The sequence below is a fragment of the Gandjariella thermophila genome, from assembly GCF_005405885.1.
In the GTDB taxonomy this organism is placed as follows: Bacteria; Actinomycetota; Actinomycetes; order Mycobacteriales; family Pseudonocardiaceae; genus Gandjariella; species Gandjariella thermophila.
Window position 1 is genome coordinate 1 of the sequence record NZ_BJFL01000028.1, and the last position, 14,661, is coordinate 14,661.

Here is a 14,661-nt window from a genome sequence, read left to right on the forward strand (position 1 = left end):
TGGGATGCCGGGCGGCCAATCCCCCTGGGCCATCGCTGGCGGAGGCATGGAAGCCATACCCGGCACCCCTGGGTCGTCGGAACCCTACGACCGGCCCCGAGCGACACAGGAAGAAGGTAAGGAGACATGGACTTCGGTGTCGTCCTGCAGACCGACCCGCCCGCCCGGCAGGTGGTGACGCTGATGCGCGCCGCCGAGGAGTGCGGCTTCGGCCACGGGTGGACCTTCGACTCCTGCGTCCTCTGGCAGGAGCCGTTCGTGATCTACTCGCAGATCCTCGCCCAGACCTCGTCGCTGACGGTGGGGCCGATGGTGACCAACCCGAGCACCCGCGACTGGTCGGTCACCGCGTCGCTGTTCGCCACGCTGAACGACATGTTCGGCAACCGCACCGTGTGCGGCATCGGGCGCGGCGACTCGGCGCGCCGGGTGATCGGCCAGAAGCCCGCATCGCTGGCCACCCTCGGCCAGGCCATGCACGTGATCAAGGAGCTGGCCGAGGGGCGCGAGGTCGAGCACCACGGCGCGCCGGTGCGGATCCCGTGGGTGCGCGACGGGAAGCTGGAGATGTGGATGGCCGCATACGGGCCGAGGGCGCTGCGCATGGTCGGCGAACAGGCCGACGGGTTCATCCTGCAGACCGCCGACCCGGACATCGCCCGGTGGACGATCGGCTCGGTGCGCGAGGCGGCCGCCGCGGCCGGCCGCGACCCGGGGTCGATCACCATGTGCGTGGCCGCGCCCGCCTACGTCGGGGACAACCTGCCGCACCAGCGGGACCAGCTCCGATGGTTCGGCGGCATGGTCGGCAACCACGTGGCCGACCTGGTCGCCCGGTACGGCAAGGACGGCCCGGTGCCGCACGCGCTCACCGACTACATCTCCGGCCGCAGGGGCTACGACTACTCCCACCACGGCCGCGCCGGCAACCCGTCCACCGACTTCGTGCCGGACGCCATCGTGGACCGGTTCTGCCTGGTCGGCCCGGTGTCCGCGCACGTGGAGCGGCTGGCGGAGCTGCGCGAGATCGGCGTCGACCAGTTTGCCGTGTACCTGATGCATGACCAGCGGGAGAAGACGCTGGACGCCTACGGCGAGGAGATCATCGGCCGGTTCACCGGCTGAGCGGTGCTTGACCTGGAGCGCGCTCCAGCTCCTACCCGGCCGTGCTGCTCACCGAGGCGCTGCTGCCGCGCTGGCACGTCCCGGCGGCCGGATCGTCACCATCTGCTCGGTGGGCCGGCCGGGGACCCCCGCCGAGGTGGCCGCCGCCGTGGCGTATCTCGCCGCAGTCGACGCCGGGTGGACCACCGGGCAGATCGTCCAGGTCAACGGTGGCACCTTGCTCGGCCACGGCTGACCGGCCGGGGTGGTCAGAGCACGCCGACCAGGCCGCCGTCGCACCGCAGCGCGGTGCCGGTGACGTAGGACGCCTGGCTGCCGCACAGGAACGCGGCGACCGCGCCGAACTCCTCCGGGCGGCCGTAGCGGCGGGCCGGGATGCCCGCCTGCGCGTCGGCGGCGACCACGTCGACCGAGCGCCGCTCCCGCTCGGCGGTGGCCGCGTCCAGCGCGGCCAGCCGGTCGGTGGCGATCCGCCCGGGCAGCAGCATGTTCACGGTGACGCCGTCCGCGGCGACCTCGGCGGACAGCGTCTTGAGGTAGCCCGCCAGGGCCGCGCGGCCGGTGTTGGAGAGTGCCAGGTTTGGAATCGGGGCCTGCACACCGCTGGAGCCGACGGCCAGGATCCGCCCCCAACCGCGCCGCCGCATGCCCGGCAGCACGGCCGCGACCAGCCGCTGCTGCACCAGCACCAGGGTGCGCACCGCCCCCGCGATGTCCCCGGCGGTGGCGCTGGCCGCGGTGCCCGGTCGCGGGCCGGGACCGTTCAGCACCAGGATGTCCACCTCGCCGAACGCGTCGGTGGCCGCGGCGAGCAACGCGTCCGGGCCGTCCGGCGCGGCCAGGTCGACCTCCACGCCGAGCGCGCTGGGCAGCTCGGCGGCGATCGCCTTGGCGCGGTCCCCGCGCCGGCCGGACACCACGACGTTCGCGCCCTCGGCGCCCAGCGCGCGGGCCACCGCCTCCCCCAGCCCGCTGGTCGACGCGCACACAACGGCGGTCCGGCCGCCGATTCCCAGATCCATGACTACAGCACCTCCAGATGACGCCCGAGCTGGTCGGCCAGCGCGGCCGGCATGGCCGGCGCGGGCGGCCGCACCCCCGAGTCCATCAGAAGGCCACGCCTGCGGAGGCTCTCTTTCCGAATCGCCAGGCCGATTCCGGCCTGCGCCTCGAAGTTGACCAGCGGCAGGTACGGCAGGTACGCCGCGCGCGCCGCCGGGTACCCGCCGCTCCGCCAGGCGTCCACACAGGCCACCAGGCCCTCCGGGAAGGAGAACCCGGTCATCGCGCCGGCCGCGCCGGCGGCCAGTTCGTCCAGCAGGCCCAGGCCGCCGAGCCCGCCGAACACCGGGACGCCGGTGCCCGCGGTGAGCGCGGCCACCGCGGCCGGGGTGGGCGGCGCCTCCGCCTTCACCGCGACCACCGCGGGCACCTCGCGCACCGCGGCGGCCAGGCCGGCCGCGCCGATCGTCACCCCGGTGACGACTGGGTAATCCTGCACCACGATGCCGGCACCGGTGGCGTGGTGCACCGCGCGCAGGTAGCCGGCGAGCTGCTTCGGGTCGGCGGTGTTGACCTGGATCATCAACCCGGCCAGCCGGTCGCCGGCGATCTTCGTGGCCAGCTCCGCCTCCTCCACCGCCGGGGCGAGCGCGGTGGCGGTCACGCCGACCACGACCGGCAGCGACACCGCGTCGACCACGACCTCCAGCACCGCGGCGCGCTCCGCGGTGGACAGCCGGGCGGCCTCGCCGAACACGCCGAGCACGGTCAGCCCGGTGACGCCGACGCTCTCGTAGTGCGCCACCAGCCTGCCCAGACTCGCCTCGTCGACGTCCAGAGTGGACCCGGCGAACGGTGTGGCGACGACGCCCCACACCCCGCGGGCGAGTGGACTCGTTGGCATACCGAGGGTTCCTCCGTTCACCGTCCCAGCCATACCGGTGGCCGCTTCTCCCGGAACGCCCGCACCCCCTCCGCACTGTCCGCACTGGACAGTGCGGCGAGCACCGCGGGCAGCCGAACGGACTGTGCCTCGCGGGCGGGCAGGTGCGCCGTGCGCTGCACCATCTGCTTGATCGCCCGCACCGAGGTCGGCGCGCAGGCGAGGATGTCGTCCACCCAGCGGCGCACCGCGGCGTCCAGGTCCTCCGCTGGCACCACCTCGTTGACCAGGCCCATCCGGTGCAGTTCCGCGGCCGGTGCGCGGCGGCCGGTGAGCAGCAGGCCCATCGCCTGGGTGTGCGGGACGCGGCGGACCAGCCGGGCGATGCCGCCGTCCAGCGGCAGCCGTCCCACCCGCGGCTCGGTCAGCCCGAACTGGGCGTGCTCCGCCGCGACCACGATGTCGCAGCCGAGCACCAGCTCCATGCCGCCGCCCAGCGCGTAGCCGTTCACCCGGGCGATCACCGGCACGTCGAGGGTGTCCCGCAGGGACAGACCGCCGAAGCCGTTCGGGTCCGCATCCGCCCAGTACTCCAGGCCGGTCTTCTCGGTGGCGACGGCGGACATGTCGGCGCCGACACAGAACGCGCGGTCGCCGGCGCCGGTGAGCACCACGACCCGGACGTCCGGGGTGGCCTCGATGTCCCGCCAGATCGCCGCCAGCCGGTGGTGGGTGGCCCGGTCGACGGCGTTGAGCACCGTCGGCCGGTCGATGGTCACCCGGGCGACGTGCTTGTCCCGTTCGAACCGCACGCCGTCGACGGTCCCGCTCATCGCAGCACCCCCTGGTCACGCAGCGCGGCCACCCGGTCGGCGGGGTAGCCGTGCTCGGCGAGGATCTCCGCGCCGTGCTCGCCGAGCCGGGGCGGCACCCGGCGCACCCGCGCCGGGGTGGCGGACAGGTGGACCGGCGCGTTGAGCGCCCGGAACCGCCCGGCCGCGGGGTGGTCCATCTCCACCACCATGCCGTTCACCGCAGTCTGCTCGTCGGCCAGCGCCTCGACCAGGGTGCGCACCGGCGCGCACAGCAGGTCCTGGTCCTCCAGCCGCTTGATCCAGTACTCGGTGGTGTTGGTGGCGAACCGGTCCCGGAAGATCCGCCGCAGCTCGGCGCGGTGCTCGGCCTGCGCCTCCTGGGTGGCGAACTCCGGGCGCGCGGACAGGTCCTCACCGAGTTCCAGGGCGACGCAGATGTCCCGCAGCGGGTTCTCCTTGAACGCGCCGACCAGGCACACCGCGCCGTCGGTGGTGGCGAACACCCCGGTCAGCGGCATCGCCGCCCAGTTCACCTCGCGGCCGCGGTTGAGCTGGGTGCACGCCTCCTGCATCTGCATGTGCAGCATGGAGTCGTACATGGCGACCTCGACCTTCTGGCCCTCGCCGGTGCGCTCCCGGGCCAGCAGCGCCAGCAGGATGCCCTGCACCAGGTGCATGCCGGTGGTGTAGTCGCACAGCGTGGTCGGGTAGATGTTGAGCGGGATGTCGTCGGAGGCCCGCCGCCACATCACCCCGGTGTAGGCCTGGGCGAGCACGTCCTGCCCGCCCTTGTGCCGGTACGGTCCGTCGGTGCCGAACCCGGTGCCGGACGCCCAGATGATCCGCGGGTTGATCGCGCGCAGGTCGTCGTAGCCGAGGCCGAGCCGCTCCATCACGCCGGGCCGGAAGTTGCTCACCACCACGTCCACCTCGCGGGCCAGGTCGCGGATCACCTGCCTGCCGTCTCCGGCGCGGGTGTCGATGCTGATGCTGCGCTTGTTCCGGTTGATGCTGAGGAACACCGGATTGTCCAGCCCGGCCGGGTCGGTGATCGAGGTCCGGGACAGGTCCCCGGTGCCCGGCCGCTCCACCTTGATCACGTCGGCGCCGTAGTCGCCGAGCATCTGGGTGGCGGCGGGACCGAGATACACCTGGGTGAAGTCGAGGACGGTGACGCCCTCCAGGGGCAGTGGCGAACTCATGCCGGCACCTCCTCGGCCACGGTCGCGTCGGCCGAGGGTACGTCGCCCGGGTCGGCGCCCTGCTCGCGCATGCCGCGCCGGATGTCCGAAACGGACACCTCGCGCGGGGTGACCCCGGTGTCCGCGGCGATCGCCGCGGCGATCCCGGCGGCCTGGCCCATGGCCATGCACGGCGGGATCTCCCGGGACATCCGCTGCGCGTCCGGGGTGGCCGAGTAGTGCCGGCCGGCGACCAGCAGGCCGTCCACCCCGCGCGGCAGCAGCGCCCGGTACGGCGTGTAGTAGTCCCGGCCCCGGCACACCGTGTCCGCGAAGTGCCGCCGGGTCACCAGGTCGTCCTTGGTGACCACGTACTCGCCGCGCAGCAGCCGGGTCTGCCGCACGCCGATCTGTTCGGCCACGTCCACCACGTAGCAGTCGGCGAACCCGGGCAGTTCCCGGCGGACGTACTCGACCACCTCGGCGATCCGCGCGCGGGCCTCGAACTCCGCCTCGGTCAACGACTCCGGGTCGGCGCCGTCGAACCCGGTGAGGTGCGGGCAGTTGCACCACACCACCCCGGGCACCGGGGTCTTCAGCCACCACAGTTCCCAGGCGCCACCGAGCATCCGCTTCACCCTGCGGTTGATCGCCCGCGCCTCCCTCGGGTGCCGCTGCTCGAACCGCTCCGCGGTCGCGGTGTCCACCCCGCCGAGCCGGAACACCAGGGTGACCAGGTAGCGGTCGTGGACGTAATCCGCGCCGCTGCGGGAGGCGACGTCGATGTCGCCGGTGGTGTCGACGACGACGTCGCCGAGCACCGCCTGCGGGCCGGCCTTGGTCTCGCACACCGCGCCCCGGATCACCCCGTCCTGGACGACCGGCCGGGAGAACCAGTTGTGCAGCCGCAGGTGCACGCCGCTCTCCCGGACCAGGTCGTTGGACACCCGCTTCCAGCCGTCCGGGTCGAAGGCGACCGCGTAGCAGATCGGCTTCGGGTTGGTGCGGGTGTGGAAGTCGAACGTGCCGTACCGCCCCCACCGCGCCCACATCTCCGGCGACGCGTACCGGTCACTCTCCGGCGGGTAGACCGCGAGCCCGAGCTTGTCCAGCCGCTCGACGTACTCGGAGACGACGCCGCGCACGGTGATCTCGTCGCCGTTGCACATGTCGTCGAGCACCAGAACCATCCCGCCGGAGGCCAGGCCGCCGAGCGCGGCGTAGCGCTCCAGAAGGGTCACCGAGGCGCCCCGGCGGGCGGCGGCGACCGCGGCACTCACCCCGGCCGGGCCGCCACCCACCACGACCACGTCGGAGCGGCGGACCACCGGCGCGGTCACCGCCTCCAGCGGAATCTCGTCGTACGGGCCGTGGCGTTCTGGCATGGTGGAAAACCTCCTCACTCGGCGACGAAGACGCCGCTGCGACGGCGGGCAACCAGGTAGAGCACGACACTGACCGCGCAGAGCGCGGCCGCGTACGCGGCGAACAGCCAGGCCCGGTGCTGCTGTTGCAGCCACACCAGCAGGTAGGACGCGGTGCCGCCGAACAGCGCGACCGCGACGCCGTAGCCGATGCCGCATCCGGCGGCCCGGCAGGCCTTCGGCATCAGCGAGGTGCTGACCGCGTTGTAGAGCGTCATGTTGGCCACCAGCACCACGCCGCCGACCAGCAGCACGGCGGCGAACAGCCCGATGCCGCGGGCCGTGTAGGCGAGCATCAGGAACATCGTGGGGATCGCGAGCATCCGGGTGACCAGGAAGACCCGGGACAGTTTCCGGCGGTCGGCCAGCGCCCCGACGATCGGCGAGCCGATGACCAGGACGAGCCCGAGCAGGGTGGTCAGCCCGAACACCGCGGTGGAGTTCTCGTGGAAGGCGCCGCGGGCGAGGCTGGGCAGCCCGACGTTCCAGGCGTAGTTGAACGCCTGCGCCGCGCCGACCACGAACAGGATCGCCAGCAGGCCGATCCAGTGCCGGCCGACCTGCCGCCACACCCCCGCCGTGGACGCGGCGGGCGCCTCGTCCGGAGTGGACACGTCGTGCAGCGTCTCCGGCAGCGAGCGGCGCAGGTAGATCACCACGACGCCGAGCAGCGCGCCGACCGCGAACGGCACCCGCCAGCCCCAACTGGCCATCGCGGCGTTGCCGAGCACGCCGCTGGCCACGAAGCTGACCAGGGAGGCACCGAGGATGCCGATGTTGACGAAGAGGCTGATCACGCCGGCGTAGCGGCCCTCCCGGCCCTTCGGCGCCAACTCCATCGCGTACGCGGTGGACAGCGGCGCCTCGACGCCGGTGGACAGGCCCTGAGCCAGCCGGCAGGCCACGAACATCACCCCGGCCCACAGGCCGATCTGCTGGTAGCCGGGGAGGATCGCGATGACGAGCGTGGCCACCGCCATGATAGCCACGGAGAGCAGCATGACGGCGCGGCGGCCGATCCGGTCGGCGACCGTGCCGAGGACCACGCCGCCCAGCGGCCGAACGGCGAAGCCGACGGCGAACACGGCGAGCGCGTTCAATGTGGACGCCAGCGAGTCGTGGCCGGGAAAGAACTTCGGGCCGAGGAGCGCGGCCAGCAGGCCGGCGATCTGCCAGTCGTACCATTCGAGGGTATTGCCGAGGCCGAGCCCGAGCAGGGCACGGCGGTTGCCGGTCCGCGACGGTCCCGTGGTCACCGGGGGTTGTGCTGTCGAGGTCATGGCCCACCTCTGGGTGGCGTGCGCGCACGCCGGGTGCGCGAAGGTGGCCGCGGGTCGGCGGAATGCGACGATCGCCTTCTCGCGGCGGAAAAAGGGGATGACGGCGGCGTCAGTCCGAAAGGAAGCCGAAACGGCGCCGGCGCGACATGGCACCGACCGGAACGCGGGTGCTCACCAGGACGGCGGCGTGATCACCCATACCGCGGTGCACGTCTCCGGACCCGGATTGGTGTACCAGTGCGGAATGGTCGACGCGTATCGGATGGAATCTCCGGGTTCCAGCCGGTAACGGACGCCGTCCAGGTACACGTCGGTGACGCCGGAAAGGACGAGGCCGAACTCCTCGCCGTTGTGCCGGTACGGCGTCGCGCTGGTGTCGTGGCCGGGCGGAGTCTCCACCCACGTCACCTCGAGCGCGCCGTTGAGGTCCGGCGTCAGCAGTTCGTAGCGGCCGTTGGTCTCGATCCCATGGTGATCGAGCCGCCGGCGTTCCCCCTTCCGAACCACCGGGGAGGTCCGCTCCTCCACGTGGAACAGCCGCCCGACCGGGATGTCCAGCCCGTGTGCGAGCTGCACGAGCGAGGTGAAGGCCGGGTTCGCCTTGCCCCGCTCGATCTGGCTGATGATGCCCGTGGAGAGCCCCGACAACTCACTCAGCCGCTCCAGGGTCAGCCCCCGCTCCTTGCGCAGGGAGCGGATCTTGGCGCCGACCGCGGTGAGCAGCTGGCCGGCCTCGGCGGTGGGTTCCACCTCTGCCGGGCGAGTCATGCGCTTCACCATAATGAAGTTCTTCAGCATGTCAATGCTTCGGTGCGCGTCACCTGCCGTTCACCGGTGCCAGACCGTCCCGCGCCGAACGGGGGCGCCGGCCGGGACGTCCGCGCGCCGTGCGGGGCGGCCGGTCCTGCCGCCGCCGAGGCGGCGCTAGCCTTCCACCCAGCCGTGCTGCAGGGCGAGCTTCGCCAGCCGCTGGCGCACCTTGAGGATCTGGCCGCCGGTCAGCGAGGGATCGGCGTCGAGCAGCGCCTCGGTGACCGCCTGCCGGAACTCGGCGCCGGTGAGCACGTCGCAGAACCCGCCGGCGTCCTCGCCGGTGTCCGCACCCGCCGCCGCACTGCCGGTCGCGACTCCGGAGGCCGCCGACGGGCGGGCGGGAACCACGGCGGGCGGTGTGTCCACGACCCGCACCGACGACGCCTTGAGACCGCGGTCGCCCTCCTCGATGTGGAACCTGACGATGGCGCCGGCCCGGACGAGGTGCTTTTCGTCCAGCAGATCATTGACATGCAGAAAAACGTCTTCGCCACCCGATTCGGGCGCAATGAAACCATAACCCCGAATGGGGTCGAAACGAAGGACCTTACCCGTCACCTCGGCCACAACAGCCACCGTCAGCGCCCCGAGAAAATTGTCGAATTGATCGCCGTCGGATCAGGCTACACCCGCGCGCGGCGGCCCTCAAGGAGTGGGCCGCCGCGCGCGGCCGGGCGCTTCCCGGCGTGTCCGGGTCCGTTCTCCCGGCCTTACCGCCGGCTACCGACCGTTACCCGCGAGCAACCTCTCCACCTCGGCGAGCTGCACACACAGCGCGAGACCAGTGATCGCCTCGGTCAGCTCCTCGGTCGGCGGGTAGGTCGGCGCGATGCGGATATTGCGGTCCCTTGGGTCGTTGCCGCCGGGGAACGTCGCGCCGGCCGGGGTCACCGCGATACCCGCCTGCTTGGCCAGCTCGACGGTCCGCCTGGCGCAGCCGTCCAGCACGTCCAGGCTGATGAAGTAGCCGCCCTGCGGCAGCGTCCAGGACGCCACCGCGCCGTCCAGGTGCTTGCGCAGCAGCTCGTCGACCAGCTCGAACTTGGGCCGGATGATCTCGCGGTGCCGGCGCATGTGCGCGCGCAGGCCCTCGGCGTCCCGCAGCAGCGCGACGTGCCGCAGGTGGTTGATCTTGTCCGGGCCGATGGTGCGCTTGCTGGCGGAGGCCAGGAAGGCGGCGACGTTCGCCGGGGACGAGCCGAAGAACGCCACCCCGCTGCCCGCGAAGGTGATCTTCGAGGTGGACGCGAACACCAGCGGCCGGTTCGGGTGGCCGGCGCGCTCCGCCTCGGCCAGCACGTCGGCGACGGTGTGCTCGGTGCCGGTCAGGTGGTGCACCGCGTAGGCGTTGTCCCAGAACAACCGGAAGTCCGGGGCGGCGGTGGGCATGGCGGCCAGCCGCCGGACCGTCTCCGCCGAGTAGCAGGCCCCGGTGGGGTTGCTGTACAGCGGCACGCACCACATGCCCTTGATCCGCGGGTCGTCGGCGACGAGCCGCTCCACCACGTCCATGTCCGGGCCGTCCCCGGTCATCGGCACCGGAACCGCCTGGATGCCGTACCGGTCCAGCAGCGCGAAGTGCCGGTCGTAGCCGGGCACCGGGCAGACGAAGGCGACCTCGGAGTCCACCCAGCGGCCGCCGTCCGGAGTGCCGTTCAGCAGGGCGAACACCAGGTTGTCGTGCATCAGCGCGAGGCTGGAGTTGCCCATGGCGACGAGTTGGTCGGCGGGCACCCCGACGAACGGCGCGAAGATCTCCCGCAGCTCGCGCAGTCCCTGCAGGCCGCCGCCGTAGTTGCGGCAGTCCGTCCCGTCGGGTGCGGTGTGCCGGCCGGTGCCGGGCAGGTCGAGCAGGTCCTCGGACAGGTCCAACTGCTCGGCCGACGGCTTGCCCCGGGTCAGGTCCAGCTTCAGGCCCCGCGCCCGCAGGTCGTCATGCGCGGCGCGGAGCGCATCCCGGCGCGCGGCAAGCTCGTCCGGTGCGAGTGCGGTGAGATCCATCTGAGCCTTCCTTCGAGTCCGAACACGGTGGTGGGGACGCCCCCGATCCTGCTCTACCGCGCGCCGCACCGTGCAGCCACCCCGGGCGGCGCCGGGTCCCGGAGTGGTCCAGGGTCGGTTCGGGTGGCCGTTCGGCTGGAACGGATACGCAGCGTAGTGGCTTCCGTGCCAGGGTGCCCGGTCCGGACCTGACGCGCCAGCCCGAACAGCCGTCACCGTCGGTCGGCCATGTGTCCTGCACCGAGGAAGCGCGACGACCACGGCCCGACAGCCGGCAGACATTTTTCTGTCGAATTCCCGTCGACGCGTGGCGCGCATACCGGGTCATGCGGCAGGAAAAGCCGCCGCTCCGGCACCAGGGAAATATCGCTTCATCCGGCCGGCGTGAACCGCACGGGCAGCGAGAACAGACCGCGCATCCACACCGAAGGGCGCCACCTCAACTCGTCGGCGCCGACCGCGAGGGCCGCGTCGGGCAGCCGGTCGAGCAGTACCCCGATCGCGGACCGGGCGATCACCTCGGCCAGTTCCGGGGCCGGGTGCGGGCAGGAGTGCTCGCCGTGCCCGAACGACATGTGCGCGTGGTTGCCACTGGTCCCCGGGGAGGAGTCCGGGCGAACGCTTGGGTCGGCGTTGGCCGCGGCCAGGCCGAGCACCAGCAGGTCGCCCGCGCGGATGTGGCGGCCGCCGAGTCGGGTGTCGCGCACGGCCCAGCGGCCGATGAAGTTCTGCGTCGGCGTGTCCTCCCAGAGGACCTCGTTGAGTGCCTCACTGACGCTGCGCCGCCCGCCGGCCAGGGTGATCGCGAACCGGTCGTCGGTGAGCATCAGCCGCAGCGTGTTCCCGATCCAGTTGGCCACCGGCTGCTGGGCCGAGGCCAGCACCATGAGGAGGTCGAGGGCGACCTCCTCGTCGGACAGTCCGGCGGCATGCGCCAGCATCCGCGACGGGACGTCCGGTCCTGGTTGCTGGCGCTTGCCGGCGACCAGTTGCCGCATGCGCGCCACCGTCCGCTGGTGCGCGGCCACGGCCTCCTCGCCCTCGTCCAGGGACACGGCGATGTCGTGGATCAGCGCGGGCAGGTCGGCATCCGGCATGCCGAACAGCCGGACCACCACCCGCACCGGGATCCGGTGCGCGTACTCGGTGATCAGGTCCGCCGCACCGCGGCCGGCGAACCCGTCGATCAGCTCGTCGCAGGTCCGCTCGCAGATCGCGGTCAGCTCGAACTGGTCGACGGCCGCCAGCGCGTCGCTGATCGCCCCGGCGCGCCTGCGGTGCTCCTCGCCCTCGGTGAACAGCACGGTGGGCCGGTAGCCGACGTACGGCATGAGCGGCCAGTCGTCCGGGATCTCCGACCACGCGTTCCAGCGCCGCGAGTCCCGCGCGAACTGCTGCGGATTGCTGGCGACGTGGTACACCTCGCGGTAGCCCAGCACCAGCCAGGCCGGCACCCCGCCCTCCAGCACGACCGGCGCGACCGGACCGTACCGCTGGCGCAGTTCCCGGTAGAGGTCCCCGGGACGCTGGCTGAACCGCGGCCCGTACAGCGGCACCGCCTCCTGCCCGGCTGGCGGCAAGGAGGAGGCTGCGCCGTCGCGGGTTTGGTCGAGGTTCGTCATGGGCTGCTCCGATGGGGCGGGGCGCTCGTCATCGCAGGTCGGTCTGGTTCCAGAACAGGCCGTCAGAGGTTTTCCAGTCCACTGAGGACCCTCCGCAGGACCGCGGGATCGGGCAGCCCGTCGCGGCCCGGAGCCGAACGCGGATGGCGCGCGGTGACCATGCCCATGTCGAGCAGGTCACGCAACAGGATCTTGGTCGCGATCACCGGCAGCCGCAGCGCCGAGGCGATCTCCACGACCGCCGTGGGCGCCTCGCACATCCGTAAGATCCGGACGTACTCGGATCGCAGGCCCGGCGTGGGATCGCTTTCCCGCACGATCAGCGTGACCAGATCCAGGCCGGCGTCGTCGGCGCGGCTGCGCCCCCGGGTGACGGTGTAGAGCCGGTCCGGGTCCTCCCGGTCGACGGGACGGCTCATGCGGATGCCTGGGTGCGCTCGGGGTCGCGCGGCGGGGCGCTGAGCAGCTGCCCGATCCGCTCGACCATCTCGTTCATGTTGTGCCCGACGAGGCCGGCGTCCGCGTCCTCACTGGCGACGACGGCGAGGTGGGCACCCTCCCCGGCCTCGATGATGCACAGCAGCCCACCGCCGAACTCGGTGAGCGACTGGCGCACGCCGCCGCTGCCGTCGCCAAACAGCGCGGACGCCCCGTGGGCGAGGCTCTGCACGCCCGAGGCGATGGCGGCGAGCTGGCAGGCCAGCGTCTCGTCCAGGGTGGTGGTCCAGCAGATCGGCAGCCCGTCGCCGGCCAGCACCAGCGCGTGCCGGGTCTGCGGCGTCTGCGCCACCAGGTTCTCCAGCAGCCAGGTCAGGTCACGGTCAGCGGTGCTCATCGGCCCTCCTCGGTCTGGGGCGCGTCCTCGCTCTCGGTGCGCCGCACGCGGCCGGCCGCGCGGAACGCCCCGAACCGGGCGCCCGGGTCGACCCGGGGCCGGGCGGGGCGGTCCCGGACGCCGGTGTCGCCGCCCGGCGCCGCGAATGACTTTCCCTTGGGGCGCTTGGGCAAACCGCCCGCCGTGGTCTCGGTGACGGTCTCGGTGGCCTGCTCGCCGGATGCCGCGGCCGGCGCGGGCGCGGTACGCCCGGCGTCCGACCCCGACTCCCGCCTGGCCTCGGTGAGCAACGGCCGCGGGATGATCACTTCGACGCGGGTGCCGCCGCGCGAGGACCGGCGGAACGAGACCGTCAGGTCGTGCTTGCGGGCGAGCCGGCCCACCACCGCGAGGCCAAGCCGGGTCCCCGGCAGCTCCGTCAGGTCCAGCGGTTCGGCGGAGACGGCCTCCTCGGCGCGGTGCCGCGCCGCCTCGTTCATCCCGATCCCGCCGTCCTCGATGATCACCTCCAGGCCAGCCATCACCTCCTCCACGTAGACGTGCACCCGCTCCGCCGGCGGCGAGAAACTGGTGGCGTTGTCCATCAGCTCGGCGAGGACGTGCATCACGCCCTCGGCGGCGTAGCCGACCACCGCGACGTCGGTGGTGCAGTGCAGTTCCACCCGCTGGTAGGCGCTGATCCGGCCCATCGCGCCGCGCAGGATGCTCTCCATGACGATCGGCTTGGTCCAGCGCCGGCCGGAGCGGGCGCCGGAGAGCAGGGCGATGCTGTCCGCGAGCCGCCCGGCCTGCGCGTTGATGTGATCCAGGGTCAGCAGGTCACCGAACACGTCCGGGTCATCGCCGTGCCGATGCTGCATGTCCCGGAGTTCGGCGGCCATGCTGGTGGTCAGCGCCTGCACCCGGCCCGCCGCGTTGGCGCATGAGGCCATCGCCGCGGCGCGCCGCCGCTGGCCGTCGGCGACCTGCCGCACCATCAACTCCAGGATGCGCTGGTGGGCGTCGTTGGCGGGGATGGGAACCGCGGCGAGCGCGGTGTCCGCCGAGGACCCGCCGCGCAGCTTCTCCACCGCCGCCGGCAGCGTCTCCTCGGCCATTCTGGTGGCCTCCGCCTCCATCACGCCGACCCCGCCGCGGTAGGCGGCCACGATCTCGTGCGCCAGGATGTGCGCGGCGCGCTGGTGGGCGCCGCCGGCGGGGTCGGGCGCCGCGGCGAGCGCGGTCTCCGCGGACTCTCCCTCGCGCAACCGCCGCACCACCGCGGGGAACACCTCGTCGACCAGCCGTGCGGCCTCCGCGTCCAGTGCGGCGACCCGGGCCCGCAGCCGGCGCCGGCCCTGTGCCTGGTACGCCGCGACCGCGACGGCCGCGCTCAGCAGTACCGCGGCGGCCACCCCGTACCAGGCCATGCCCTGAGCGGGTGCGGCGAAGGCGACCCACAGCCAGGCCCCTCCGGTGACCAGCACCGCGGCCAGCAGCACGAGCAGCGCCGGTGTCCACGACGAGCGCACTGCCTGATGATCAGATACGGACGCGTCTGCCGACATGGAGTCCTCAGGGGGCGGTTGGCGCGGCGGGCGGGTGTGCGGCGCAGCGCTCGACGCCGTCGGCAGGAAGCACGCGGAACGTACCGGGGGTACCGGTTCCGGCTTCGCGGCCGGCACCCCGATGCGCCCGGGG

Annotated in this window: 15 protein-coding genes; 2 read left to right on the forward strand and 13 right to left on the reverse strand. The window is 72.7% G+C overall.

Features of this window, described 5'->3' with window-relative positions:
- The first annotated feature begins 126 nt into the window (after positions 1–126).
- Together FFT21_RS21435 and FFT21_RS21440 are read left to right on the forward strand one after the other, a co-directional pair.
- Positions 127–1,125 (forward strand): TIGR03842 family LLM class F420-dependent oxidoreductase, encoded by a 999-nt coding sequence (locus tag FFT21_RS21435; RefSeq protein WP_137815715.1) that lies wholly within the window; start codon positions 127–129, stop codon positions 1,123–1,125.
- 109 nt (positions 1,126–1,234) lie between these two features.
- Positions 1,235–1,360, forward strand: coding sequence for an SDR family oxidoreductase (locus FFT21_RS21440; protein WP_225978619.1), 126 nt, complete (start codon positions 1,235–1,237; stop codon positions 1,358–1,360).
- 13 nt (positions 1,361–1,373) lie between these two features.
- Here FFT21_RS21440 and FFT21_RS21445 read toward each other — a convergent pair whose 3' ends face one another.
- The 13 genes from FFT21_RS21445 to FFT21_RS21505 form a co-directional block, all read right to left on the reverse strand.
- Entirely contained in the window at positions 1,374–2,147 is a 774-nt protein-coding gene (locus FFT21_RS21445) for an SDR family oxidoreductase (protein ID WP_137815716.1), read from the reverse strand.
- A gap of 2 nt (positions 2,148–2,149) precedes the next feature.
- Positions 2,150–3,031, reverse strand: a complete 882-nt coding sequence (locus FFT21_RS21450) for a dihydrodipicolinate synthase family protein (protein ID WP_225978620.1) — start codon at positions 3,029–3,031, stop codon at positions 2,150–2,152.
- Positions 3,032–3,048: 17 nt separating this feature from the next.
- Positions 3,049–3,843 carry an enoyl-CoA hydratase-related protein gene (locus FFT21_RS21455; RefSeq protein WP_137815718.1) on the reverse strand — a complete coding sequence of 265 codons (795 nt, stop codon included), beginning with the start codon at positions 3,841–3,843 and terminating at the stop codon, positions 3,049–3,051.
- Positions 3,840–5,027, reverse strand: a complete 1,188-nt coding sequence (locus FFT21_RS21460) for a CaiB/BaiF CoA transferase family protein (RefSeq protein ID WP_137815719.1) — start codon at positions 5,025–5,027, stop codon at positions 3,840–3,842. Before FFT21_RS21460 ends, FFT21_RS21455 begins: the two co-directional genes overlap by 4 nt.
- On the reverse strand, positions 5,024–6,391 hold the full coding sequence (locus FFT21_RS21465; RefSeq protein ID WP_137815720.1) for an FAD-dependent oxidoreductase: 1,368 nt from the start codon (positions 6,389–6,391) through the stop codon (positions 5,024–5,026). The genes FFT21_RS21460 and FFT21_RS21465 overlap by 4 nt, the downstream gene beginning before the upstream one ends.
- 14 nt (positions 6,392–6,405) lie before the next feature.
- Positions 6,406–7,710 (reverse strand): MFS transporter, encoded by a 1,305-nt coding sequence (locus FFT21_RS21470; protein WP_137815721.1) that lies wholly within the window; start codon positions 7,708–7,710, stop codon positions 6,406–6,408.
- 171 nt (positions 7,711–7,881) lie between these two features.
- A complete protein-coding gene (locus tag FFT21_RS21475; RefSeq protein ID WP_137815722.1) occupies positions 7,882–8,478 on the reverse strand; it encodes a helix-turn-helix domain-containing protein in 597 nt (198 codons plus the stop codon).
- Between the two features lie 156 nt (positions 8,479–8,634).
- Positions 8,635–9,090 carry a cold shock domain-containing protein gene (locus FFT21_RS21480; RefSeq protein ID WP_225978621.1) on the reverse strand — a complete coding sequence of 152 codons (456 nt, stop codon included), beginning with the start codon at positions 9,088–9,090 and terminating at the stop codon, positions 8,635–8,637.
- Between the two features lie 153 nt (positions 9,091–9,243).
- Positions 9,244–10,524, reverse strand: coding sequence for an aspartate aminotransferase type Ic (locus FFT21_RS21485; protein WP_137815723.1), 1,281 nt, complete (start codon positions 10,522–10,524; stop codon positions 9,244–9,246).
- A 371-nt stretch (positions 10,525–10,895) separates the two neighbouring features.
- On the reverse strand, positions 10,896–12,146 hold the full coding sequence (locus tag FFT21_RS21490) for a cytochrome P450 (protein ID WP_137815724.1): 1,251 nt from the start codon (positions 12,144–12,146) through the stop codon (positions 10,896–10,898).
- A 62-nt stretch (positions 12,147–12,208) separates the two neighbouring features.
- A complete protein-coding gene (locus FFT21_RS21495; protein ID WP_137815725.1) occupies positions 12,209–12,565 on the reverse strand; it encodes a DUF742 domain-containing protein in 357 nt (118 codons plus the stop codon).
- On the reverse strand, positions 12,562–12,981 hold the full coding sequence (locus FFT21_RS21500; RefSeq protein ID WP_137815726.1) for a roadblock/LC7 domain-containing protein: 420 nt from the start codon (positions 12,979–12,981) through the stop codon (positions 12,562–12,564). Before FFT21_RS21500 ends, FFT21_RS21495 begins: the two co-directional genes overlap by 4 nt.
- Positions 12,978–14,492 carry a sensor histidine kinase gene (locus FFT21_RS21505; RefSeq protein WP_225978622.1) on the reverse strand — a complete coding sequence of 505 codons (1,515 nt, stop codon included), beginning with the start codon at positions 14,490–14,492 and terminating at the stop codon, positions 12,978–12,980. The genes FFT21_RS21500 and FFT21_RS21505 overlap by 4 nt, the downstream gene beginning before the upstream one ends.
- Positions 14,493–14,661: the final 169 nt, after the last annotated feature.